The sequence below is a fragment of the Streptomyces sp. TG1A-8 genome, from assembly GCF_030499535.1.
Taxonomy (GTDB): domain Bacteria; phylum Actinomycetota; class Actinomycetes; order Streptomycetales; family Streptomycetaceae; genus Streptomyces.
Map to the genome: position 1 here is coordinate 6,327,410 of NZ_JASTLB010000001.1, position 21,641 is coordinate 6,349,050.

The following is a 21,641-nucleotide window of genomic DNA, read 5'->3' on the forward strand; positions in this document are numbered from 1 at the left end:
GATCAGCGATCACGACGAGAGGAACCGGGATGCGCCCCACACCGGCGACGGACCAGCACGCGGCCGGATCGCCGCCCGTCCCCCGACGGGCCGCCCTGCCGGAAACCCCCGTCCGGGTGCGCCCGGACGGGGGACGCGCCCGGCCGCCCGCCGAGCCCTTTCACCAGCCGCCCCGCGAGCCGGTGGCGGCCGCCGGGGCGCGCGTCGTCGACCGGGACGTCCGCGCGGCCGTGGAGCGCGTGCTCGACGACGTGCTGACCGACCGGGTGACGCGCGCCCGCGCCGTGGACCCGGTCTTCGCCGGCGACCTCGCCGAGCGGGTCGCCGACTTCACCCGGCGGGGCGGCAAGCGCATCCGCTCACGGCTGCTGTGGTGGGCGCTGCGCGCCTGCGGCGGCGACGAGCCGGCGGCCGCGGCCGCCCTGCGGGTGGCGGCCGCGCTGGAGGTCCTGCAGACCTGCGCGCTCGTCCAGGACGACATGATGGACGGCTCGCTGCGGCGGCGCGGCCGGCCCGCGCTGCACGCGGACGTCGGCGCGCAGTACGCCCGCGCCGCCCGTCCCGGCCGCGTCCAGCGGTTCGGGGAGGCGGCGGCGGTCCTCGCCGGGGACCTCGCCCTCGCCTGGGCCGACGACCTGGTGGCCGAGACCGCGCTGACCGCGGACACCGCGCGCGGGGTGCGGCGGCTGTGGAGCGACATGCGCACCGAGATGGTGGCGGGCCAGTACCTGGACCTCCACGGCCAGATCACGGGGTCGCGCTCGGTGCCCAGGGCCCTGCGCGCCGCCTGCCTCAAGAGCGCCCTGTATTCCGTCGAACGGCCCCTGGCGCTGGGCGCGGCGCTGGCCGGGGCGGACGACGCCACGACGGCCGGGCTGTGCTGGGCCGGCCGTCGCTTCGGCCTGGCCTTCCAGCTCCGCGACGACCTGACCGACGTCTTCGCCGAGACCGGCCGGACGGGCAGGTCCGCGGGCGGGGACGTCCGCGAGGGCAAGCCGACCTACCTGGTCGCCGCCGCCCGGGCCGGGGCCGAGGCCACCGGCGACCGCGCGGCCCTGGCCGTGCTGGACCGGTCGCTCGGGGACGGCGGGCTGACGCCGGCGGGCCTGGAGGAGGTGCGCGAGGTCCTGGTGCGCACCGGGGCCCGGGCCACCGTCGAGGCGAGGATCGACCGCCTGGTGGCCCAGGCACTGCACCGGTTCGACGACCTCCGGCTCGATCCCGCGGCGGGCGGTCGCCTGCGCGAGCTGCTCCTGTCGGCGGCGGGCGCGACGGCGGACCGCCCCGCCGCCCACCGCGCCGGCCCCGGACCGGATCCGGCCGTGCCCCTGATGGCCCCCGCCACCGAGGAGATCAGCGCATGACCCGCTCCCTGCCCGGCCCCAGCGACCACGTCGTCGTCGTGGGCGCCGGGCTGTCCGGCCTGTCGGCCGCCCTGCACCTGCTGGGCGCCGGCCGCCGCGTCACCGTCGTCGAGCGCGAGGCGCTGCCCGGCGGCCGGGCCGGACGCCTGGACCTGGCGGGCTACCGGATCGACACCGGTCCCACCGTGCTGACCATGCCCGACCTCGCCGACGAGGCGTTCGCGGCGGTCGGCGACAGCCTGGCCGGGCGCGTCGAGCTGATCCCGCTGCACCCCGCCTACCGCGCCCGCTTCGCCGACGGCGGCACCCTGGACGTGCACACGGAGGCCGACGCCATGGCCGCCGAGGTGGAACGCTTCGCCGGTGCCGCCGAGGCCGCCGGCTACCGGCGGCTGCGGACCTGGCTGGAGCAGCTCTACCGGGCGCAGCTGCGCCGGTTCATCGACGCCAACTTCGACTCGCCGCTGGGCCTGCTCAACGGCGACCTCGCACGGCTGGCCGCCCTCGGCGGCTTCGGCAGACTGGACTCCCGCATCGGCGGCTTCCTGAAGGACGAGCGGCTGCGCCGCGTCTTCTCCTTCCAGGCCCTGTACGCCGGGGTACCGCCCGCCCGGGCACTGGCGGCGTACGCCGTCATCGCCTACATGGACACCGTCGCCGGCGTGTACTTCCCCCGCGGCGGCATGCACGCGCTGCCGCGGGCCATGGCGGACGCCGCCGGCGACGCGGGCGCCGACCTCCGCTTCGGCCGGCGGGTGACCCGGCTGGAACGGTCCGGTGACCGCGTCACCGCGGTCGTCACCGACCAGGAGCGGATCCCCTGCGACGCCGTCGTCCTCACCCCGGACCTGCCCGTCGCCTACGGCCTGCTCGGCCGCCGGCCCCGGCGCCCGCTGCGGCTGCGCCACTCGCCCTCCGCGGTCGTGCTGCACGCGGGCACCGACCGCACCTGGCCCCACCTGGCGCACCACACGATCTCCTTCGGGGCCGCCTGGCGCGGCACGTTCGACGAGCTCACCCGTACCGGACGCCTGATGAGCGACCCCTCGCTGCTCATCACCCGCCCCACCACCACCGACCCGGGGCTCGCGCCCCCCGGCCGCCATCTGCACTACGTCCTCGCGCCCTGCCCCAACACCGACCTCGGCCCGGACGCGCGGGCCTGGACCGACCTCGCCCCCCGCTACCGCGACACGCTGCTGCGGGAGCTGGAACGGCGCGGCCTGGACGGCATCGAAGCCGCCATCGAGGAGGAGTGCCTGGTCACCCCGGCCGACTGGCAGGCCCGGGGGCACGCCGCCGGCACGCCGTTCTCGGCGGCCCACACCTTCGCCCAGACCGGCCCCTTCCGCCCGCGCAACCTGGTGCGCGGCACGCGGAACGCCGTGCTCGCCGGCTGCGGCACCACGCCGGGCGTCGGCGTGCCGACGGTGCTGCTGTCGGGGAAGCTGGCCGCGGCCCGCATCACCGGGGTCCCCCGGCCCGCCGCCGCCCGCGCGCGCACCGCACCGGCCCCGACGAACACGCGCACCGCACCGGCCCCGACGAAGGAGACCACCGCATGACCGACCGCGAACTCGACGCGGCGGGGATCACCGGCCCGGCGCTGCGCGAGGCGTACCACCGCTGCCGCGCGCTCAACGCCCGCCACGGCAAGACGTACTTCCTGGCCACCCGGCTGCTGCCCGTCGAGCGCAGGCCGGCCGTGCACGCCCTGTACGGCTTCGCGCGCTGGGCGGACGACATCGTCGACTCCCTCGACCCCGGTACCCGGGCCGACGAGCGGGCGGCGGCGCTCGACCGGCTGCAGCACGACCTCGCCGAGGGGCTGCGCAGCGGGCACAGCCGGGAGCCGGTGGTGCGGGCGCTCGCCGACACCGTGCGCCGCTACGGCATCCCCCACGGGCACTTCCGCGACTTCATGGCCGCCATGAGCGCCGACCTGGTGGTCACCGACTACCCCACCTACGCCGACCTGCGCGGCTACATGCACGGCTCGGCGGCCGTCATCGGGCTGCAGATGCTGCCCGTCCTGGGCACGGTGGTGCCGCGCGCGCAGGCGGCACCGCACGCCGCCGCCCTGGGGGTGGCCTTCCAGCTGAGCAACTTCCTGCGGGACGTGGGCGAGGACCTCGACCGCGGCCGCGTGTACCTGCCCGCCGACCTGCTCGGCGCGCACGGCGTCGACCGGGCCCTGCTGCGCTGGAGCCGGGACACCGGCCGGTCCGACCCCCGCATCACCGCGGCGCTGCGGGAGTTCGCGGCGCTGACCCGGGCCGTCTACCGGGAGGCCGCACCGGGCCTGGACATGCTCGATCCGGTGGCCAGGCCCTGCATCCGTACCGCGTTCGTGCTCTACGGCGGCATCCTGGACGCCGTCGCCCGCGACGGCTACACGGTGGTGCACCGCCGGACGGTGGTGTCCCGCCGCCGCCGCGCCGCCGTCGCCGCCGACGGACTGGCCCGCGTGGTCACGGCGCGGCTGCGCGCCCGCGGCCACGCGCACCGCGCGCCGACGGCGCGGCCGGGCCCGCCGCCCCCCTCCCGGTCGGCGGTGCCCGGCCGCAGGACCCGCCAGGAGGTCGCGTGAACCCCGTCCCGCCGGGCCGGCGCAGCCGCCTCCCGCTGTCGCTGCGCAGGCGGCCCGTGCCCTGGGAGCGCCAGCGGCCCACCTGGCGCGACGCCAAGCCCGCGGTGATCGCCGGGGCGCTGGAACGGGCCCGGGGGCGGCCGTCGGGCAACTGGTACGTCGTGGGCGCCTCGCACCGGCTGCGCGGCGACCGCCCGCTGGCGCTGACGGTGGCGGGACGGGAGGTGGTCCTGTGGCGGGCCGCCGACGGGCGCCCGGTGGCCGGCCCCGGCAGCTGCCCGCACCTGGGCGCACCGCTGCGGGACAGCCCCGTGCGCTGCGGCACCCTCGTGTGCCACTGGCACGGCATGGCCCTGGACGGCACGCCGTACGCGGGCTGGAACCCGCTGCCGGCGCACGACGACGGCGTCCTGCTGTGGGTGCGGCTCGACGACGCCGGGGGCGAACCGCCGCTGGACGCGCCGGTCGTCCCGCGCCGCCCCGACCCCGGCCGGGCCCTGACGGCGGTGTACACCGGCACGGGCGCCTGCGAACCCGAGGACGTCGTGGCCAACCGGCTGGACCCCTGGCACGGGGCGTGGTTCCACCCGTACTCCTTCGTCGACCTGACGGTGGCCGGCTCGCCCGGGGACCCCGGCGACGGGGCGGAGGACGCCTTCACGGTGGACGTGTCCTTCAAGGTGGCGGGCCGGCTGGTGATCCCGGTGCGGGCCGTCTTCACCGCGCCCGGCCCGCGCACCGTCGTCATGCGCATCACCGACGGCGAGGGCCACGGGTCCGTGGTCGAGACGCACGCCACCCCGCTCGGCCCCGACGGACGGGGCCGGCCGCGCACGGCGGTCGTCGAGGCCGTCGTCGCGGCCTCCGAGCGGCCCGGGTTCGCCGTGGCCCGCCGGGCGGCCCCCCTGCTGCGCCCGCTCGTCCGGGCCGCCGCCGGCCGCCTGTGGCACGACGACCTGGCCTACGCCGAGCGGCGCTGGCTCCTGCGTTCCACGGGTCGCTTCCCCGGCTGACCACCGCGCCGGGACCGGCCGGTCCGGTCCCGGGGCCGGACCGGGCACCGGCCACCCGAGGGAACCGCGGCCGGTGCCCGACACCGTCCGCCGGGATCCGGCCGGCCGGACCGCACGCCTCAGCGGCGGGCGCGCAGCCGCTCCACGAGTCGCTGGGCCTGGGCGCGGCGGCGCGGATCGGCCGCGGCGCGCCGGACCTGTTCGACGGTGCGCCGCCCCTGGGGGCTCCTGGCAAACTGCTTGATCCGTTCCAGCACTCCGGACACGGCACTCCTCCCGGTCGGGACGGCCCCCGGCCCGGCGCCGGGTGCCCGTGCCCCTACGGGTACCCGGTGAGCGGCTGCCCAGCCGGACGGTCGGCGACTTCCGCGCCGGCCGCGGTCCCCGGTCCGCCCGCCCGGGCCGCCGCGGCCCGCCCGGGGGCGGGAGCGGCGTTTTCCCACCCGCCTCCCGGGCACCCGCCGTCCTTGCCGCACCGTCGGCCCGCGGCCCGGCCGTCGGCCCGCGGCCCGGCCCGCGGCGGCGGCGCGGCCCAGGAGCTGGTAGTCCGTAGGGGACAGGGCTGAAAGCCCGCACCGGGACCGACCGATGGAGACGAGGCCGATGGCGACCACCGTGGGCGAGAGCAGGACCGAACCGGCCCCGGCCGGCCTCCAGCTGCCCGGCATCGTGCTGGGCGTGGGGCTGGGTGGGTTCGTCGACGGCATCCTGCTCCACCAGCTCCTGCAGTGGCACCACATGCTGACCAGCACCAACCACGACCGCATCGGGGTGAAGTACTACGACCCGCACACCGTCTCCGGGCTGGAGATGAACACCGTCTGGGACGGCGTCTTCCACGTCGTGTGCTGGCTCTCCGTCCTCACCGGCCTGGCGGTCCTGCACTCCCGGGTGACCGCCGGGCGGCGCAGGGTGTGGACCTCGCGGGTGCTGTGGGGCTGGATCCTCGTCGGCTGGGGCGTCTTCAACCTCGTCGAGGGCGTCCTGGACCACCAGATCCTGGGCATCCACCACGTCCACGGCGGGCCCCACCAGCTCTGGTGGGACCTCGGCTTCCTCGTCCTCGGCGCCCTGCTGATCGCCGGCGGCCTGCTCCTGCGGCGCGGGGGACGGCCCCTCGACCCGGACGCGCCCCGCGCCGGGCGGACGGGACGGACCGCCTGATGCACCACGGCCCGGAGCCCGTGCACCACCCGGACGGCGCAGGCCCCCCGGAACCGTTCGCCGTGCTGCTGCCGGCCCTGGCCCCGCTCCTGTGCGCCTGCGGCTACCTGCTGCTGGCGCGCCGGGCGCGGCGCCGCAACCCGGCGCGCGGCTGGAGCCCCTGGCGCACGGCCGCGTTCCTCGCCGGACTCGGCCTGCTGGCCGTGGCGCTGCTGCCGCCCCTGGCGCCCCTCGCGCACCGCGACTTCCGCGGTCACATGCTGCAGCACCTGCTCACCGGGATGTACGCCCCGCTGGCGCTCGTGCTCGGCGCCCCCGTCACCCTGCTGCTGCGCACCCTGCCCGCGCCCCGGGCCCGCGGCCTCGGCGCGGTCCTGCACAGCCGTCCGGTCCGGGTCCTCACCCACCCGATCGTCGCCCTGCTGCTGTCGACCGGCAGCCTCGCGGTCCTGTACTTCACGCCGCTGTACGACACCGCCACGGAGCATCCGGCCGGGCACTGGCTCCTGCACGCCCACTTCCTGCTGTCGGGCTGGCTGTTCGCCCACGCCGTCGCGGGCCCCGACCCCGCCCCGTACCGGCCCGGTGTGCCGGCCCGGCTGGTGTACCTCGGCTGTGCCATCGCCGTGCACGCGGTGGTCTCACAGCTCATGTACGGCGGGTTCTGGGTCGACGTCCACGCTCCCGTCCCCGAGGTCCAGGGCGGTGCGGAGATCATGTACTACGGCGGTGACATCGCCGAACTCCTGGTCGCCGTGGCGCTCGTGGCCACCTGGCGCCCCGGGCGCCGCACCGGCACGGCGGCGGGGGCGCCCCCGTCGTACGGGCGGCCGGCGCGGGCCTGACCCCGCCCGCGCCACTGCTGGCCGGACCCCGTACGGCGGGCGGCGGGTGCGCGCCCACGCACCCGCCGGAGCGGTTCAGCCGGACTTGCGGGCCACACCCCCGTAGAAGCCGATCTCGCCGGACCGGGCCGGCGGCGGGGTGTCGGGCCGCCAGAACGGGACCTGGACGACACCGGGTTCCACCAGGTCGAAGCCGGCGAAGAACCGTTCCACCTCGGCGCGGGAGCGCAGGTTCATGCTGGCGGTGGCCTTGTTGTAGACGGCCTGGGCGGCCGCGCGGTCGGCGAAGTCGCCCGTGGCGTGCGACAGCACCAGGAAGCTGCCGGCCGGCAGCGCGTCGCGCAGCGTGGCGACGACCCGCGCGGGGTCCTCCTCGTCGGTGAGGAAGTGCAGGACGGCGATCAGCATCAGCACGACCGGCTGCCGGAAGTCGATGACCTGACGGACCTCGGGGTGGTCCACCAGGGCCTGCGGATCGCGCAGGTCGCCGAGCACGATGCGGGTCGAACCGGAGCTGCTGAGCAGCGCGTTGCCGTGCGCGGCCACGATCGGATCGTTGTCGATGTACGCCACCCGCACGTCGGGCGCCACCTGCCGGGCGACCTCGTGGACGTTGGGCGAGGTGGGCAGCCCGGTGCCGATGTCGAGGATCTGGCGGACGCCGGTACCGACGGCGTACTGGACGGCGCGCTGCAGGAACGCCCGGTTGGCGCGCACGCTGATCCACACCTCGGGTGCGGCGGCGGCGAGTTCGTCGGCGGCCTGCTGGTCCACCTCGTAGTTGTCCTTGCCGCCGAGCAGGTAGTCGTAGATCCGCGCAGGGTGTGGCCTGCTGGTGTCGATCTCCCCGAAGCGCACGCCGTCCTGACCCACCCTGTGCTCCTTTCCGCGACCCCCGCGCCCGCCCGTGCGTGGCTGGTCACAGCTTCCCACACCAACCGAGCTGCTCCCGCACGCGGTTGCCACGGCCCCGCGCGGGCCGGGGCCGACGGGTCACTCGTTGTGGAACACGGCCTGGCTCACCTCGGCCGGGGTCCGGAACTCCTTCTTGCCCAGGTGCGCGATGCGCTCGGTGATCTCCTTGGGCGCGTGGTTGTCCTCGGCGACCTTCCTCAGCTGGTCCGGGTCGGCCGGGTACTCCGCGCCGGACAGGGCTTTCTGCAGGTCGGTGGGGCTGACAGCCGCCATGGTTCCCCCAGGGCGGTGAGAGGGTCCGATGTGCGCCGGCGCCGCATGCTGCGCCGGGACCGCCCAGGTACCCGTTCCGAAGGGGACGGATGCGCGTTCCGGCCGTCGCGGTGGGACGGGCCGCGGACGGGTACCCGGAGCTGCGCAACAGGCGCACGACGCAAGGGAGGCATCCGGATGAGCGAGTACACGACCCCGTCGCAGGCAGAGGGCGAACCGGAGCCGGAGGGCGCGGACCCGGCGGAAGTGATGCGGACCACCCCCTCGCAGGCGGAGGGAGAGGCTGACACGGACGACACCGACGACACCGACGACACCGACGACACGGAGGATGCCGACCACACGGGCGGCACGGGCGGCACGGGCGGCGCCTAGGGAATCGGAACGACCGGGGCACCTCCCTCCGATCGCCGCGCATGCCCCGGGGCCCACCGGGTACGCGAGGCGGAAGCACGCTCGGGCGCCCGCCTGCCGCGGAGGCCCGCGCACCGTTGCTACCTGGGGATTCGCCATGGAGACACCCGCACACGACACCCACCGCACACCGGCGCAGCAGGCGCTCGACGCGCTGGCCGTGAACGCCGAGGACCAGGCCGCCCTGGACACCCTCGCCCACAGCGACGTCCTCGTCCCGGTGCCGGACGACGCCGTCGACGGGGAGGGCACCGACGCGACGACGGTCGCCCTGCCCATCCTCGAACAGCCCGGCGGCGACCCGGTCGTCCCCGTGTTCACCTCGGAGGGGACGATGGCCGACCTGCTGCCGTTCGTCTCCCGCTACCGCCTGGTCCCGCTGGGGGCCCTGGCCTCCCAGTGGCCCGAGGACGACCTCTCGCTCGCCATCGACGGCAGCACCGCACACGCTCTGACGCTCACTTCCCAGGGAGTGCGCACGCTGCTGGCCCGCTGAACGGTCGCGCACGGCACGGTCGGATCCGCGCCCGCCCGCGCGGGCGACACAATGGCCGCATGGAATGGATCTCCGGCGTGGCCGGCGGACTGGTCCTCGTACTGGTCCTCGGCAGCATCCTGCGCACCCTGGTCGTCCCCCGCGGTCTGTACTCCGCGCTGGTCCTCCGCCTGTGGTGGGTGCTGCGCCGGCTGCTCCGGCTGACCGTCCGGCGCGGCGGCTACCGCGCCATCGACCGCGCGCAGACGTGGCTGGCCCCGCTGATGCTGATCGGCATGCTCGCCAGCTGGCTCGGCGGGGCCCTGCTCGGCTTCGGCCTGCTGCTCCACGCGCTGTCCGCGCTGTCGTGGAGCGACGCCTTCCGGGAGGCGGGCTCCAGCCTGTTCACCCTCGGCTTCGCCAGCGGCGACCGGCTCAAGCTCTCCGCGCTCGACTTCGTCGCAGCGGCCACCGGGCCCGTCCTGATCGCCCTCCAGATCGCCTACCTGCCCACCCTCTACGCCGCCTACAACCGCCGGGAACTGGAGGTCACCCTGCTCCAGTCGCGGGCCGGCGAGCCCGCCTGGGGCCCGGAGATCCTGGCCCGGCAGTGGCTGGTCGACACCGAGACCGCGCTGCCCGCGCTGTACCACGCCTGGGAACGCCTCGCCGCGGACATGGGCGAGAGCCACTCCACCTACCCGATCCTGCTGACCTTCCGCTCCCCGCGTCCGCACCGCAGCTGGCTGGTCGGTCTCGTCGCCGTCATGGACGCCGCCGCCCTCCAGCTCGCCCTGGACCCGCGGGCGGCCCCTCCCGAGGCCCGGCTCGTGCTGCGGGCCGGCTTCACCGCGCTGCGCGACATCGCCCGCACGCTGCGCCTGCCCTTCGACGAGGACCCGGCGCCCGACGCCCCCCTGCGGCTGGCCTTCGACGACTTCGAGGCGGCGGTGGCCATGCTGGAGGCGGCCGGCTTCCGGGCGGAACGCGCACCGCGGGACGCCTGGCCGCACTTTCGCGGCTGGCGGGTCAACTACGAGGCGCTGGCCCACGAGCTGTGCCGGCGCTGCGACGCCGTACCCGCCCTGTGGACCGGCCCGCGCGACTTCCCCGCCGAACCCCTCCCGCCCCGGCGGCCGGCGGACCGGCGCCCCGGCGGGGAACCGTCCGTCCCGCTCTAGCGGCCCCGCTCCGCGCGCGAGGGGGCACGCGGTGCCCTAGCCGGCCCGCCCGGCCAGCGTGCGCTCCAGCACCGCGCGCTGCAGCGGCAGCACCACGGTGTGCAGGTCGCGGCCCTTGCGGGTGAGCGCCACCCACACCCCGCGCCGGTCCTCCGCGCACACCGAGCGCTCGACCAGGCCCTCCTTCTCCAGCCGGCCGATCAGCCGGGACAGCGCGCTCTGGCTGAGGTGGACCCGGCCGACCAGGTTCTGCACCCGGCACTGGTCACCCTCCCGGGGCGACTCGGAGGCGAGGATGTCCAGGACCTCGAAGTCGCTGGCGCCCAGCCCGTGCGGATGCAGGACGCGGTCTATCTCGCACATCGTGCGCGCGTGCACCGCGAGGATGTCCCGCCACCGTTCCTCGAGCCGGGCGCCGGCCGTCTTGACTGCCATACCTGCACCGTAACACCGGGCGAGCCGTTCGTTGAGTGTGCAACTAATAGGGGTGCGGCGGGGTGCACGGCGTTCAGGCCGCCGTGTCCTGGAGCAGTCCCACCGGGTTCCCGTCGGCGTCCTTCACCGAGGCGATCAGCCGGCCGCCGCCGACGTCCTGCGCGTCCTGGAGCAGCTCGGCGCCCGCCTCCAGCAGGGCCGCGAGCCGCCGGCGCACATCGGCGACGGGCCAGTAGGGGACCGGCCCGGTCATGCCCCGGGCGTGCCCGTTCGGGTCGAGCCCGACGTCCTGGCCGCCCGTCCTGAAGCCCACGTAGTACGGCTCGTCCACATGGGGTTCGACCCCCAGCAGGGCGCTGAACAGGCGCTTGGCCCGCTCCAGGTCCGTGACGGGGTAGATGATCGTCTGCAGGCCGGCGTCCATGGCTGCCACTCCTCCGGGATACGTGGCCGGCGGGTTCCCGCCGGTGCCCTCACGCTAGGGCGGCGCGGCCCGCCCCGGCTTCTTCGATCCTGACCGGTCGCGGCGGCCCTTTTCAGCCGCCCAGGCGACCGGTCCCTCCCGCGCGGGCGGGACCCCTCCCGTCCCCTCCCGCCGACCCGCGCGCCGGAGCGGCGGGCACCCGGTCCCCGGCGGCCTCCGGGGGCCGGGCGCCGCGGTCCGCGCGCCACCCGCCGGGTGAACCGGCCGCGGGCCCGGCGGTACCCTGGTGCCCGGCCGTCACCACCCGTCGGGGCAGGGCCGAACAGGAGACATGACGAGCATGACAGCCCCGGAAGCCGAGAGCGTCCGAGTCCACCCCGCGCCCGGGCGGCGCCCCGCGTGGCGCGGGCAGGTCCCGGTCGTGGCCGTCGTGGCCGCGGGCGGCGCCCTCGGTGCCACGGCCCGTTACGCGCTGAGCCTGGCCTGGCCCACCGAACCGGGGGGCTTCCCCTGGGCGACCTTCTGCACCAACGTCACCGGCTGCGCCGTGATCGGCGTGTTCATGGTGCTGATCACCGACGTGTGGGCCGCCCACCGTCTCGTGCGCCCCTTCTTCGGCACCGGCGTGCTCGGCGGTTTCACCACCTTCTCCACCTACGCCGTCGACGTCCGCGAGCTGGTCGGCGCCGGCCACCCCGGTACCGGGCAGGCCTACCTCGCCGCGACCCTGCTCGCGGCGCTCGCGGCGGTGTGGCTGTCCTCGGCCGCCACCCGCCGGCTGCTCACCGGGAGGCGGCGATGACCGCACCGACCGGCCGCGCGCTGCGGCTGACCGTGTACGCCGGCGAGGACGACACCTGGCACCACAGGCCCCTCTACGCCGAGATCGTGCACCGCGCGCACGCCGCCGGGCTCGCCGGGGCCAGTGTCTTCCGGGGCGTCGAGGGCTTCGGCGCGTCCTCCCGCGTCCACACCTCCCGGCTGCTGTCGCTGAGCGAGGACCTGCCCGTGGCGATCGTCGTCGTGGACACCGAGGAGCGGATCCGGGCGTTCCTGCCGCAGCTGGACGAACTGGCCGGCGGGGGACTGGTGACCCTGGAGGAGTGCGAGGTCGTCCGGTACGCCGGCCGGGCCCCGGAGGCGGGCCGACGGAAGGGCGGGAAGCCGTCGTGAACTGGCTGCTGGTCGCCTTGGGGGCGATGGTCGGCGCACCCCTGCGGTACCTCACCGACCGGGCCGTGCAGGCCCGCCACGACTCCCTCTTCCCCTGGGGCACCTTCGCGGTGAACCTCACGGGCTGCCTGGTCCTCGGCCTGCTCACCGGTGCCGCGTCCGCCGGGGTCGCCGGCCCGGACCTGCGGCTGCTGCTGGGCACCGGGCTGTGCGGCGCGCTGACGACGTACTCGACCTTCTCCTACGAGACCCTGCGGCTCACCGAGGCGGGGGCGGGGCTCTACGCTGCCGCCAACGTCGTCGCGAGCGTGACGGCGGGCCTCGCGGCGGCCTCCGCCGGGGTGTCGCTCGCCGGCGCCCTGTGGGCGTAGGCGATTGCCACCCGGCCGGACGCAACGAGTACTGTCTACAGCACTGTCGACCAATTGCCCACTCCTCAGAACTGGATCCCATGAGCGCCATCTCCGTCGGTCAGGCCGTCGTCCTCGGAGTAGTCGAGGGGGTGACCGAGTTCCTCCCGGTGTCCTCCACCGGCCACCTCAAGATCACCGAGGGCCTCATGGGCATCCCCGTCGACGACAAGTCCGTCGTCGGGTTCTCCGCCGTCATCCAGGTCGGCGCCATCGCCGCCGTGCTCGTGTACTTCTTCAAGGACATCAAGCGGATCGTTTCCGCTTGGTTCCGCGGGCTGGCCCGCCGTGAGGAGCGCCACCACCACGACTACAAGTTCGCCTGGTGGGTGATCGCCGCGACCATCCCGATCGTGCTCGTGGGCCTGGCCGCCAAGCCGCTGATCGACGGCCCGCTCGCCTCGCTGTGGGTGGTCGCCGGCTCGCTGATCGTCGGGTCCGGCGTCATGTGGTGCGCGGACCAGATGGGCCGGCACAAGCGCGGCGAGGACGACACCTCCTTCAAGGACGCGATGCTGGTCGGCTGCTCGCAGATCCTCGCCCTGCTCTTCCCCGGCTTCTCCCGCTCCGGCGCCACCATGTCCACGGCGCTCGTCCTGGACCTGGACCGCGTCGCCGCCACCCGCCTGTCCTTCTTCCTCGGCATCCCCGCCCTGACCGGCGCCGGCCTGTACGAGCTGAAGGACGCCCTCGGCGCGGGCGTGGGCGCCGCCCCGCTGGCCGTCGGCACGGTCGTGTCCTTCGTGGTCGCCTACGCCTCCATCGCCTGGCTGCTGAAGTTCGTCGCCAAGCACTCCTTCAACGCCTTCGTCCTCTACCGCATCGTCATCGGCGTCGTCCTCATGGGCCTGCTGGCCACCGGCACGCTCAGCAGCTGAGCGAGCCGGGTCCGGCCGCACCCCGCGGCCGGACCCGTCGCCCCGCCTTGACACCGCCCTCCCGCACCCCGCAGGATCGCCCCGTGAACCTGTCAGACAGCCAGACAGGTGGTCCGGTCCCGCAGCGGGTGAGCGCCCTGGAGGCGGTCCTGGGCCACCTGCGCGCAGCCATCGAGAGCGGTGCGTACGCCATCGGCGACAAGCTCCCCTCGGAGGCGGAGCTGTGCCGCGCCCTGGAGGTGTCCCGGCCGGTGCTCCGCGAGGCGCTGCGCGCGCTGCAGACGATGGGCCTGACGGTCTCCCGCACCGGCAGGGGCACCTTCGTCGTCGCCAACACCGTGCAGGACCCCACCTTCGGCGACTACGCGGCCGGCGACCTGCTGGAGGTGCGCCGCCACATCGAGATCCCGGTCGCCGGCTACGCGGCCCGGCGCCGCACCCCGGAGGACCTGGACCGCCTGTTCCACCTCCTGGACCGCATGGAGCGGGAGACGGACACCGCCGCGTGGGTGGCGATGGACACCCTCTTCCACCTGGCCGTGGCGGACGCCGCCCGCAACCCGGTCTTCCGCCGGCTCATCGAGGAGATCCGCGACGCGCTGGCCCGCCAGTCGGCGTTCCTCAACGAGCTGGGCGGCCGCCGCGAACAGTCCGACCGCGAGCACCGGGCCGTCGTCGAGGCACTGGCCGACGGCTGCGAGCAGGACGCCGCCGACGCCATGAGCCACCACCTCGACCGCGTCGAGACGGCCCTCACCGACATCGTGCGCCCACCGCGCACGGACCACCCCACGGACGGCGGACCCGACGCGCGACCCGCGGACCGGCCCGCCCCGACCCAGTGATGCAGGCAGCGATGTACACCAGTTCCCGCGCGGACGCGCCCGTCGCCCGCGAACCCCACCACGCCCCCGTCGCCCACCTCGTCCGCGGCGGGCTGGTCGAGGGCGTCCACTACGGCTCCGTCGTCGTCCTCGGCGCCGACGGCCGGATCCTGTTCCGGCTCGGCGACATCGAGGCCGCGTTCCACCCGCGCTCGGCCGTCAAGCCCCTGCAGGCCGCCGCCATGCTGCGCGCCGGGTTGCCGCTCGACGGCGAACTGCTCTCGCTCGCCGCCGCGAGCCACTCCGGCGAGGAACGCCACCTCGCCGGCGTCCGGCGCCTCCTCGGCCTGGCCGGCCTCACCGAGGACCACCTGCGCAACGTCCCCGACCTGCCCCTCGACCCGGCCGTGCGGGACACCTGGATCCGCGACGGCCGCGCACCCGGCCGGCTCGCCCAGAACTGCTCCGGCAAGCACGCGGCGATGCTGTGGACCGCGCGGCTCAACGGCTGGTCCCTGGAGGACTACCTCGACCCCGCCCACCCGCTCCAGCAGGCGATCGCCCGGACGGTCGAGGACCTCACCGGCCAGCGCATCGCCCAGGTGACCGTCGACGGCTGCGGCGCGCCCCTGTTCGCCGTCTCCCTGCACGGCCTGGCCCGCGCCGCCGCCCGCCTCACCACCGCCGCGCCCGGCACGCCCGAGGCCCGGGTGGCCGACGCCCTGCGCGCGTACCCCGAGATGGCCTCCGGCGCGCGGCGCGACGTGTCCGCGCTGATGCGGGCCGTGCCGGGGCTGCTCGCCAAGGACGGCTTCGAGGGCGTCCAGGTCGCCGCGCTGCCCGACGGCCGCGCCATCGCCGTCAAGATCGCCGATGGTGCCGCCCGCGCCCGTGTCCCCGTCGCCGCGGCCGCCCTCGTCCGCGCCGGCGTCGACCCCGCCCTCCTCGTCCCGTTCGCGGGCGAGACCCTGCTCGGCGGGGGCAGGCCGGTGGGGTGCGTGCGTCCGGTGCGGGACCTGGACCCGGGGACGCCGACGGCCTGCGCCTGATCCCGTTCGCGGGTGCGCCGCCCCTCCCCGCGGTGCTGTCCGCCGCGTGCCGCGGCCCCGCGGGGGACGGGCCTCGCCGGCCTCGGCGCGGGCCCGGCCCGCTGCCCGGCCCACCGACCGGTCAGCCGCGCGCGGCCCGGCGGCCCCTGGTCCGCAGCGCCAGCGCCACGGCGCCCGCGCCGAGGCCGGCGAGGCCCACCACGGCCGCGCTCGGCGGCCAGGGGCCGCCGCCGCCCCCGGGCGCGGGCGCGGGGGCGGCGGCCGCGGCGACCGGCGCGGCCACCGACGCGGGCCTGGACGCCTTGCGCAGCCCGTCCAGCGACCCCACCGGGTCCACCCGGCCGGCCGCCGCGAAACCCCAGTCGAGCAGTGCGCGCGCCTCCTCGTACACGGCGAACGCCTCCTCGTCCTGCGGGTTCATCACGGTCACCACCAGGGTGCGCCCGCCCCGCCGGGCCGCGGCGACGAGCGTGTTGCCCGCGTTGGTGGTGTAGCCGTTCTTGATGCCGATCAGCCCGGGATACGGTGCCACGCCGTCCTCACCGGTCAGCAGCCGGTTGGTGTTCTCGATCGCGTAGGACCACCCGTCGCCGGGGAACCGGGCCTCGGCCGTGGAGCAGTACCGGGCGAAGTCCGGGTCGCGCAGCCCCGCCCGGCCGAAGACCGCCAGGTCGAAGGCGGAGGACACCTGGCCGGGGGTGTCGTAGCCGTCGGGGGAGACGACGCGGGTGTCCAGGGCGCCGAGGGAGCGGGCCTTGGCCTGCATCCGGGCGGCCGTGGCCCGCCAGCCGCCCCCCAGGGAGGCGAGCACGTGCACGGCGTCGTTGCCGGAGCTGAGGAAGACTCCGCGCCACAGGTCGGACACCTCGTAGCTGAGCCCCTCCTCTACGCCGACCAGGCTGCTGCCCTCGCCGACCTCCTCCAGCTCCTCGTAACGGACCGTGTGCCGCAGGCCGGCGGGCAGTCCGGGCAGCACGGTGAGGGCGAACAGGGTCTTGAGGGTGCTCGCGGGCGGCAGCCTGCGGTGCGCGTCGGCGGCGGCCAGCACCTCGCCGCTGCCCGCGTCGGCCACCAGCCAGGACAGCGCGGAGACGTCCGGCACCTCGGGCACGCCGGGGTGCGGACGGACCTGGGTGCCGGGGCGCCGCAGCAGGGACGGCTGCGGCATCGCGGCCCGCGGGCCGGGAGGGGCGGGTTCCCCCGCGCGGTGTCCGGCGGCGGCCGTGGCCGGCGCGAGTGCCAGCGTCCCCGCCACGCAGAGCGAACAGACCGGGACGGCCATCCGACGAGAAAAACCGGTAATCATATGATCAACGTAGAGATGTCCGGGTGTGGTGCCACGCGGTCAGGGCTGGACGGCCCACCGGAGCAACCCGGACGAGCACGCGACGGCCGGCGGGGTGCCGTTCAGTCCCTCGGCAGGGTCGGCCGCACGCGGCGCAGGAACGTGGCGTTGTCGGGCGTCTCGCGCAGGCGGCCCAGCAGGGTCTCCAGGGCGGCCGGACCGCCCTCGCGGGAGCGCAGCGCGCGGCGCAGCCCCCGGGTGGCCGCCAACTCCGCCGGGGTGAGCAGCAGTTCCTCGCGGCGGGTACCGCTGGTGTCGATGTCCAGGGCCGGGAAGACCCTGCGGGCCGCCAGTTCCCGGTCGAGCCGCAGTTCCATGTTGCCCGTGCCCTTCAGCTCCTCGAAGAAGTAGCCGTCGGCGCGGGAGCCCGTGTCCACCAAGGCGGTGGCGAGGATCGTCAGGGAGCCGCCCTCCTCGGCCTGGCGGGCGGCGCCGAAGAACCGCTTGGGGCCGATCAGCGCGCCCGCGTCGACCCCGCCGCTCAGCGTGCGGCCGCCGGCGGCGGAGGCGTTGTTGTGGGCCCGGCACAGCCGGGTCAGGGAATCCAGCAGGACGACGACGTCCTGGCCCGCCTCGACCAGCCGCTTGGCCCGCTCGACGACGAGGTCGGCGAGGGCGATGTGCTCCCCGGGCGTCCGGTCGAAGGTGGAGGCGTACACCTCGCCGCGCACCGAGCGGCGCATCTCGGTGACCTCCTCGGGGCGCTCGTCCAGCAGGACGACCATGAGGCGGCAGTCGGGCTGGTTGGCGGCGACGGCGGCGGCGAACTGCTGGAGCAGCACGGTCTTGCCGCTCTTCGGCGGGGCCACGATGAGCCCGCGCTGCCCCTTGCCGACCGGCGCGAACAGGTCGGCGACCCGCCCCGCCAGCCCGGACGCCGGGTGTTCGAGGCGGATCCGCTCGTGCGGGTGGAGCGGGGTCAGGTCCTGGAAGTGACGGCGGCCCCGCAGCTCGTCGGGGGCGCGGCCGGCCACCCGCGCGACCTCGGTCACGGCCCGCTGGTCCCCGCGGACGGCCTCGACGAGGTCGCCCCTGCGCAGGCCGTACCGGCGGATCAGCGCGGGTGGGACCTGGGGGTCGGCGGGGGAGGGCAGGCAGGTCACGGCCCGCAGGTGCCCCTTCCCGCGCGCGTCGACGTCGAGGACACCGGTGACGAGCCGGGCGACCGGGGCCTGCAGCGGCGCGGGCGGGTGTTCGAGTGTGGTGGTCATGGGGGGTGTCCTTTCACGGACGGAAGACGGAGAACGGGAAGGGGGGAGGAGGGGGAGAAGCCGTGAACGGGAGGCGGGCACGGCGGCCTCCGGGCGGCGGAACGACACCTCGGACACGTGCGCGAGCCCGTTCACGAGGTGGTGCTGGGAAAAGCCCGGGCCGGTTGCGGACCGTCGGCCGGGGACTGGTGAAGGAAGAGCGGCGTCGGCGCCCGTACGAAAGGGCGCAACCGTGCGCTGATCGCACTGTACCGGTGCTCCTGCGACGGTCAACAGCACACCTGGCGTCTGCATTCCCCGTCGGCGCCGTCCGTACACATCGGTGCGTCCCGCACGGGCGGGCCCTCCCGTCGGATGGACGCACGAGCGGGTCCGCGCGCGCCGCGGCGCGCCTACGATCGGCCGGACCCGTCATCCGTACGACGTCAGGAGAGCCGTGCAGACCTCGCCGAGCGGGCCCCCGCACCGTCCGAACCCCTCCGGCGGCTGCCCGCACGCCGACAACGCGCGGCTGCTGGCCCGCGGCGCCGTCACCGCGGTCGAACTGCCGGGCGGCGTCGAGGGGATGGCCGTCCTCGGGCACGAAGCGCTCCGGGAGTTCCTCCAGCACCCCGAAGCCGCCGAGGACGCCCGCCACTTCACGGCCCTGCGGCAGGGGCGGGTCGGCCCCGGCCGGCCCTGCTGGCGTTCGCGAGGGTGCGGGGCATGACCACCGCCGAGGGCGACGACCACCGGCGGCTGCGCTCCCTGGTCAGCCGGGCCTTCACACCCCGTCGGACCGGGCAACTCCGCGCGTATGTGGCCGAGTTGACGGAGACCCTGCTGGAGGAGCTGGCGGCGGCGGCCGAGGCGGGCGACGGCGTCGCCGACCCGCGCCGGCACTTCGCGCTGCCGCTGCCGATGGGCGTCATCAGCGAACTCCTCGGTGTGGAACCGGAGTTCCGGGACCGGCTGCACCACCTGAGCACCCAGGTCGTGGCCACCGACCTCGCGCCCGACGAGGCCGTCGCGGCCAACCGCGAACTCGTCGCCCTGCTCGGCACGATCGCCGTCGAGAGGGCCGCCCGCCCGGGCGGCGACCTGACCAACGCGCTGATCGCGGCCCGGGACGAGGGCGGCGACCGGCTCGGCCCGCAGGAACTGATCGGCACCCTCGTCCTCATGGTCGTCGCCGGGCACGGGACCACGCTCAACCTGATCACCAACGCGGTGCGCGCCCTGTGCGGCCACCGCGACCAGCTCGACCTGGTCCGCGCGGGCGGGGCCGGCTGGGCCGACGTGGTGGAGGGGACCCTGCGCCGGGACGCGCCGGTCAGCTACTTCCCGTTCCGCCACCCGGTGCGGGACGTCACCGTCGCCGGCACCGTCATACCCGCCGGCACGCCGGTCCTCGCCGGCTACTCCGCCGCCGGCCGCGCACGGCCCGGACGCCGGCCGCCTCGACGTCACCCGGCCGGCCCGCCCCGACGCGGTCCGCCACCTCTCCCTCGGCCACGGCGCCCGCTACCGCCTGGGCGCCCCGCCGGCCCGCCTGGAGGCCACCGTCGCGCCGGAGCGGCTGTTCACCCGCTTCCCCGCCCCGGACCTCGCCGTCCCCGAGCGGGACCTGCCGCCGAACGCCGGCCTCGTCGGCAACGGCGTGCGCGAGCCGCCGGGGCGCCCGGCTCCCTGAACGGCCGGGGGCGCCCGGCCCGGGCGCCGCGACGCGCGCGACCGGCTGAAGGCGCGCGCCGGGCCGCGCCGGAACGGCTCAGGGGCCGAGCCCCCGGTCCGGCCGGGCGGACCGCGCCGCCGCGTCCTGCGCGATCCGCTCGAACCGGGCGCCCATCGCCTCGGCCAGCGCCCGGGCGCCGGAGAGCGGGCGCACCATGACCGTGAGGCCGTCGATCAGGCCGTTCTCGTCCAGGTGCAGGAAGTCGCAGCCGGTCAGCTCCCGGTCGCCCACCCGGGCCGCGAAGACCAGCGCGTGGTCGCGGTCGTCGGGGCCGCCGATCTCGCGGACGTACCGGAAGTCCTCGAACACCTGGGAGACCCCGCGCAGGATCGCCGCGGTGATCGCCTTGCCCGGGTACGGCGCGAAGGCGACCGGGCTGGTGAAGACGACGTCGTCGGCCAGCAGCGCCTCGACGGCGTCCAGGTCGCCCGCCTCGACCGCCTCGCGGAAAGCGCGCATCGGATCACCTCGAATACTCAATTAATTGATTAAGTGCAAAGGAGAATAACCACCTGCTGCTAGCGTGTCCACATGTCGCTCAAGTACGCCGTGCTGGCCGCCCTGCTGGAGGGCGAGGCCTCGGGCTACGAGCTGTCGAAGCTGTTCGACGTCTCGCTCGCCAACTTCTGGCCCGCCACCCCCCAGCAGCTCTACCGGGAACTGGAACGCCTCGCGCAGGACGGACTGGTCGAGGCCCGCACGGTCCAGCAGGAACGGCGTCCCACCAAGCGCATGTTCACGCTCACCGAAACCGGCCGCGCCCAGCTGCGCGACTTCTCCGCCGCACCGCCGCGGCGGCCCACCGCGGTCCGGGACGAACTGCTCATCAAGATCCAGGCCATGGACGGCGGCGACCCCCGGGTGACCCGGGCGCTGATCGAGGAGCGCAGGGGCTGGGCGCGCGGGAAGCTGGACCGCTACGAGCGGGTGCGCGAGCGCCTCCTCGGCGGGCACACCGAGGAGGAGTACCTGCGCACCGCCGACCGGATCGGCCCGTACCTCACCCTGCTGGCCGGTATCGGCTTCGAGGAGGAGAACCTGCGCTGGTGCGAGCGCGCCCTCGCGGTCCTCGGCCGGCGCGTCCCCCTGGGCTGACGGCGTGTTCCGCCCCGGAGGCCCCACGCTGCGCGAACTCGCCGTACAGGCGCTGTCGTCCGTCGAGCACGGTTACGACCTGCTCGCCCCGAAGTTCGACCACACCCCCTTCCGGACGCCCGACGCGCTGCTGCAGTCCGTCGCCGGAACGCTCGCTCCGCTCGGCCCGTTCGAGGACGGCCTCGACCTGTGCTGCGGCACCGGCGCCGGGACCGGCCTCCTGACCGGGCTGTGCCGGCGCAGCGTCACCGGCGTCGACTTCAGCGCCGGCATGCTCGACGTCGCCCGGCGCCGGGTGACGTCCGACGGGCCGGACCTGTCCTGGGTGCGCGCGGACGTCCGCGCGCTGCCGTTCACGGCCGCCTTCGACCTGGTGGTCAGCTTCGGGGCGTTCGGCCATTTCCTGCCCCGCGAACTGCCCGGCCTGTTCTCCCGGGTCCACACGGTGCTGCGGCCGGGCGGCCGCTTCGCCTTCCCGGTCACCGCCCCGCCCTGGCCGGCCGACCCCGCGTTCTGGACACTGCTCGGCTTCGACGCGGTGATGCGGATCCGCAACGCCGTGTGGCGGCCGCCCTTCGTCATGTACTACCGGGCCTTCCGGCTGGGCGGCGTACTGGCCGAGCTGACGCGCCGCGGTTTCGCGGTCGAGCTGCACGCCCTGCCCGGCTTCGGCCGGCGTGGCGACGGCAGCCCCCGTGCCCGGCTGGTCGTGGCCCGCCGGACGGCGGACACCACCCCGCCGCGGAGGGCGTGAACTAGTGGACCCCCGCGTCGCGTCCGGCGTGCACGGCCGGTTCCGCGGTCTTCGGGGGGCGGTGCGTCGAGCGGAGTCGAGGCGGTCCTCCGTAC

25 protein-coding genes and 1 pseudogene are annotated in these 21,641 nt (G+C 75.9%); 18 read left to right on the forward strand and 8 right to left on the reverse strand.

The window, feature by feature from the left end; genetic code table 11:
- The first annotated feature begins 29 nt into the window (after window positions 1–29).
- From QQY24_RS27955 to QQY24_RS27970, 4 genes are read left to right on the forward strand one after another with little or no spacing between them, the layout of a single operon-like run.
- Window positions 30–1,364 (forward strand): polyprenyl synthetase family protein, encoded by a 1,335-nt coding sequence (locus tag QQY24_RS27955; RefSeq protein WP_301975483.1) that lies wholly within the window; start codon window positions 30–32, stop codon window positions 1,362–1,364.
- Window positions 1,361–2,929: a phytoene desaturase family protein gene (gene crtI / locus QQY24_RS27960; RefSeq protein WP_301975484.1), complete on the forward strand. Its 1,569-nt coding sequence runs from the start codon at window positions 1,361–1,363 to the stop codon at window positions 2,927–2,929. Before QQY24_RS27955 ends, crtI begins: the two co-directional genes overlap by 4 nt.
- Window positions 2,926–3,954, forward strand: coding sequence for a phytoene/squalene synthase family protein (locus QQY24_RS27965; protein WP_301975485.1), 1,029 nt, complete (start codon window positions 2,926–2,928; stop codon window positions 3,952–3,954). The genes crtI and QQY24_RS27965 overlap by 4 nt, the downstream gene beginning before the upstream one ends.
- Window positions 3,951–4,967 carry a DUF5914 domain-containing protein gene (locus QQY24_RS27970; RefSeq protein WP_301975486.1) on the forward strand — a complete coding sequence of 339 codons (1,017 nt, stop codon included), beginning with the start codon at window positions 3,951–3,953 and terminating at the stop codon, window positions 4,965–4,967. Before QQY24_RS27965 ends, QQY24_RS27970 begins: the two co-directional genes overlap by 4 nt.
- A 119-nt stretch (window positions 4,968–5,086) precedes the next feature.
- Here the strand turns inward: QQY24_RS27970 and QQY24_RS27975 are convergent, their stop codons facing one another.
- Window positions 5,087–5,233 (reverse strand): hypothetical protein, encoded by a 147-nt coding sequence (locus tag QQY24_RS27975; RefSeq protein ID WP_301975487.1) that lies wholly within the window; start codon window positions 5,231–5,233, stop codon window positions 5,087–5,089.
- Between the two features lie 337 nt (window positions 5,234–5,570).
- Here QQY24_RS27975 and QQY24_RS27980 point away from each other — a divergent pair, with 337 nt between their 5' ends.
- Window positions 5,571–6,131: a DUF2243 domain-containing protein gene (locus QQY24_RS27980; protein ID WP_301975488.1), complete on the forward strand. Its 561-nt coding sequence runs from the start codon at window positions 5,571–5,573 to the stop codon at window positions 6,129–6,131.
- The gene (locus QQY24_RS27985) at window positions 6,131–6,976 is read left to right on the forward strand and encodes a cytochrome c oxidase assembly protein (protein ID WP_301975489.1); all 846 of its coding nucleotides are present in this window, start codon (window positions 6,131–6,133) and stop codon (window positions 6,974–6,976) included. The genes QQY24_RS27980 and QQY24_RS27985 overlap by 1 nt, the downstream gene beginning before the upstream one ends.
- 75 nt (window positions 6,977–7,051) lie before the next feature.
- Here the strand turns inward: QQY24_RS27985 and QQY24_RS27990 are convergent, their stop codons facing one another.
- A complete protein-coding gene (locus QQY24_RS27990; RefSeq protein WP_301975490.1) occupies window positions 7,052–7,849 on the reverse strand; it encodes an SAM-dependent methyltransferase in 798 nt (265 codons plus the stop codon).
- A gap of 120 nt (window positions 7,850–7,969) precedes the next feature.
- The gene (locus tag QQY24_RS27995) at window positions 7,970–8,164 is read right to left on the reverse strand and encodes a DUF2795 domain-containing protein (RefSeq protein WP_301975491.1); all 195 of its coding nucleotides are present in this window, start codon (window positions 8,162–8,164) and stop codon (window positions 7,970–7,972) included.
- 177 nt (window positions 8,165–8,341) lie between these two features.
- On the opposite strand from QQY24_RS27995, the gene QQY24_RS28000 reads away from it, so the two are divergent.
- The 3 genes from QQY24_RS28000 to QQY24_RS28010 all read left to right on the forward strand — a co-directional run bounded on the left by QQY24_RS28000 (window position 8,342) and on the right by QQY24_RS28010 (window position 10,234).
- On the forward strand, window positions 8,342–8,539 hold the full coding sequence (locus tag QQY24_RS28000) for a hypothetical protein (protein ID WP_301975492.1): 198 nt from the start codon (window positions 8,342–8,344) through the stop codon (window positions 8,537–8,539).
- A 136-nt stretch (window positions 8,540–8,675) separates the two neighbouring features.
- On the forward strand, window positions 8,676–9,074 hold the full coding sequence (locus tag QQY24_RS28005; RefSeq protein WP_301975493.1) for an SseB family protein: 399 nt from the start codon (window positions 8,676–8,678) through the stop codon (window positions 9,072–9,074).
- A gap of 59 nt (window positions 9,075–9,133) precedes the next feature.
- On the forward strand, window positions 9,134–10,234 hold the full coding sequence (locus QQY24_RS28010) for a hypothetical protein (protein ID WP_301975494.1): 1,101 nt from the start codon (window positions 9,134–9,136) through the stop codon (window positions 10,232–10,234).
- 36 nt (window positions 10,235–10,270) lie between these two features.
- Here the strand turns inward: QQY24_RS28010 and QQY24_RS28015 are convergent, their stop codons facing one another.
- Together QQY24_RS28015 and QQY24_RS28020 are read right to left on the reverse strand one after the other, a co-directional pair.
- The gene (locus QQY24_RS28015; RefSeq protein ID WP_301975495.1) at window positions 10,271–10,669 is read right to left on the reverse strand and encodes a MarR family winged helix-turn-helix transcriptional regulator; all 399 of its coding nucleotides are present in this window, start codon (window positions 10,667–10,669) and stop codon (window positions 10,271–10,273) included.
- A 73-nt stretch (window positions 10,670–10,742) separates the two neighbouring features.
- On the reverse strand, window positions 10,743–11,093 hold the full coding sequence (locus tag QQY24_RS28020; RefSeq protein WP_301975496.1) for a VOC family protein: 351 nt from the start codon (window positions 11,091–11,093) through the stop codon (window positions 10,743–10,745).
- Between the two features lie 340 nt (window positions 11,094–11,433).
- Between QQY24_RS28020 and QQY24_RS28025 the strand changes: the two genes are divergently transcribed.
- From QQY24_RS28025 to QQY24_RS28050, 6 genes are all read left to right on the forward strand, one after another.
- Window positions 11,434–11,895: a CrcB family protein gene (locus tag QQY24_RS28025; protein ID WP_301975497.1), complete on the forward strand. Its 462-nt coding sequence runs from the start codon at window positions 11,434–11,436 to the stop codon at window positions 11,893–11,895.
- Window positions 11,892–12,266 carry a DUF190 domain-containing protein gene (locus tag QQY24_RS28030; RefSeq protein ID WP_301975498.1) on the forward strand — a complete coding sequence of 125 codons (375 nt, stop codon included), beginning with the start codon at window positions 11,892–11,894 and terminating at the stop codon, window positions 12,264–12,266. The genes QQY24_RS28025 and QQY24_RS28030 overlap by 4 nt, the downstream gene beginning before the upstream one ends.
- The gene (gene crcB, locus QQY24_RS28035; RefSeq protein WP_301975499.1) at window positions 12,263–12,637 is read left to right on the forward strand and encodes a fluoride efflux transporter CrcB; all 375 of its coding nucleotides are present in this window, start codon (window positions 12,263–12,265) and stop codon (window positions 12,635–12,637) included. Before QQY24_RS28030 ends, crcB begins: the two co-directional genes overlap by 4 nt.
- A gap of 80 nt (window positions 12,638–12,717) precedes the next feature.
- Entirely contained in the window at window positions 12,718–13,554 is an 837-nt protein-coding gene (locus tag QQY24_RS28040; RefSeq protein WP_301975500.1) for an undecaprenyl-diphosphate phosphatase, read from the forward strand.
- Between the two features lie 83 nt (window positions 13,555–13,637).
- A complete protein-coding gene (locus QQY24_RS28045) occupies window positions 13,638–14,399 on the forward strand; it encodes a FadR/GntR family transcriptional regulator (protein WP_301975501.1) in 762 nt (253 codons plus the stop codon).
- An 11-nt stretch (window positions 14,400–14,410) separates the two neighbouring features.
- Entirely contained in the window at window positions 14,411–15,427 is a 1,017-nt protein-coding gene (locus QQY24_RS28050; protein WP_301975502.1) for an asparaginase, read from the forward strand.
- Between the two features lie 121 nt (window positions 15,428–15,548).
- Here QQY24_RS28050 and QQY24_RS28055 read toward each other — a convergent pair whose 3' ends face one another.
- Both QQY24_RS28055 and rho read right to left on the reverse strand, forming a co-directional pair.
- Window positions 15,549–16,733, reverse strand: coding sequence for a D-alanyl-D-alanine carboxypeptidase family protein (locus QQY24_RS28055; protein WP_301975503.1), 1,185 nt, complete (start codon window positions 16,731–16,733; stop codon window positions 15,549–15,551).
- A 101-nt stretch (window positions 16,734–16,834) separates the two neighbouring features.
- Complete coding sequence (gene rho, locus QQY24_RS28060) at window positions 16,835–17,983, reverse strand: transcription termination factor Rho (RefSeq protein ID WP_301975504.1); 1,149 nt, start codon at window positions 17,981–17,983, stop codon at window positions 16,835–16,837.
- Between the two features lie 436 nt (window positions 17,984–18,419).
- Between rho and QQY24_RS28065 the strand changes: the two are divergent.
- Window positions 18,420–19,655: pseudogene (locus QQY24_RS28065) on the forward strand (cytochrome P450).
- Between the two features lie 78 nt (window positions 19,656–19,733).
- Here the strand turns inward: QQY24_RS28065 and QQY24_RS28070 are convergent.
- Entirely contained in the window at window positions 19,734–20,156 is a 423-nt protein-coding gene (locus QQY24_RS28070; RefSeq protein ID WP_301975505.1) for a nuclear transport factor 2 family protein, read from the reverse strand.
- Between the two features lie 72 nt (window positions 20,157–20,228).
- Between QQY24_RS28070 and QQY24_RS28075 the strand changes: the two genes are divergently transcribed.
- A complete protein-coding gene (locus QQY24_RS28075) occupies window positions 20,229–20,792 on the forward strand; it encodes a PadR family transcriptional regulator (protein WP_301975506.1) in 564 nt (187 codons plus the stop codon).
- A 4-nt stretch (window positions 20,793–20,796) separates the two neighbouring features.
- Window positions 20,797–21,546 carry a class I SAM-dependent methyltransferase gene (locus QQY24_RS28080; protein WP_301975507.1) on the forward strand — a complete coding sequence of 250 codons (750 nt, stop codon included), beginning with the start codon at window positions 20,797–20,799 and terminating at the stop codon, window positions 21,544–21,546.
- Window positions 21,547–21,641 lie beyond the last annotated feature (95 nt).

Coding starts and splice junctions, on each gene's coding strand:
- QQY24_RS27965 (WP_301975485.1), top strand. CDS start 2,926: ATGACCGACCGCGAACTCGACGCGGCGGGGATCACCGGCCCGGCGCTG.
- QQY24_RS28015 (WP_301975495.1), bottom strand. CDS start 10,669: ATGGCAGTCAAGACGGCCGGCGCCCGGCTCGAGGAACGGTGGCGGGAC.
- QQY24_RS28050 (WP_301975502.1), top strand. CDS start 14,411: ATGTACACCAGTTCCCGCGCGGACGCGCCCGTCGCCCGCGAACCCCAC.
- rho (WP_301975504.1), bottom strand. CDS start 17,983: ATGACCACCACACTCGAACACCCGCCCGCGCCGCTGCAGGCCCCGGTC.
- QQY24_RS28040 (WP_301975500.1), top strand. CDS start 12,718: ATGAGCGCCATCTCCGTCGGTCAGGCCGTCGTCCTCGGAGTAGTCGAG.
- QQY24_RS28000 (WP_301975492.1), top strand. CDS start 8,342: ATGAGCGAGTACACGACCCCGTCGCAGGCAGAGGGCGAACCGGAGCCG.
- QQY24_RS28055 (WP_301975503.1), bottom strand. CDS start 16,733: ATGATTACCGGTTTTTCTCGTCGGATGGCCGTCCCGGTCTGTTCGCTC.
- QQY24_RS27995 (WP_301975491.1), bottom strand. CDS start 8,164: ATGGCGGCTGTCAGCCCCACCGACCTGCAGAAAGCCCTGTCCGGCGCG.
- QQY24_RS27955 (WP_301975483.1), top strand. CDS start 30: ATGCGCCCCACACCGGCGACGGACCAGCACGCGGCCGGATCGCCGCCC.
- QQY24_RS28020 (WP_301975496.1), bottom strand. CDS start 11,093: ATGGACGCCGGCCTGCAGACGATCATCTACCCCGTCACGGACCTGGAG.
- QQY24_RS27980 (WP_301975488.1), top strand. CDS start 5,571: ATGGCGACCACCGTGGGCGAGAGCAGGACCGAACCGGCCCCGGCCGGC.
- QQY24_RS27985 (WP_301975489.1), top strand. CDS start 6,131: ATGCACCACGGCCCGGAGCCCGTGCACCACCCGGACGGCGCAGGCCCC.
- QQY24_RS28030 (WP_301975498.1), top strand. CDS start 11,892: ATGACCGCACCGACCGGCCGCGCGCTGCGGCTGACCGTGTACGCCGGC.
- QQY24_RS28070 (WP_301975505.1), bottom strand. CDS start 20,156: ATGCGCGCTTTCCGCGAGGCGGTCGAGGCGGGCGACCTGGACGCCGTC.
- QQY24_RS28005 (WP_301975493.1), top strand. CDS start 8,676: ATGGAGACACCCGCACACGACACCCACCGCACACCGGCGCAGCAGGCG.
- QQY24_RS28025 (WP_301975497.1), top strand. CDS start 11,434: ATGACAGCCCCGGAAGCCGAGAGCGTCCGAGTCCACCCCGCGCCCGGG.
- crtI (WP_301975484.1), top strand. CDS start 1,361: ATGACCCGCTCCCTGCCCGGCCCCAGCGACCACGTCGTCGTCGTGGGC.
- QQY24_RS28075 (WP_301975506.1), top strand. CDS start 20,229: ATGTCGCTCAAGTACGCCGTGCTGGCCGCCCTGCTGGAGGGCGAGGCC.
- QQY24_RS28010 (WP_301975494.1), top strand. CDS start 9,134: ATGGAATGGATCTCCGGCGTGGCCGGCGGACTGGTCCTCGTACTGGTC.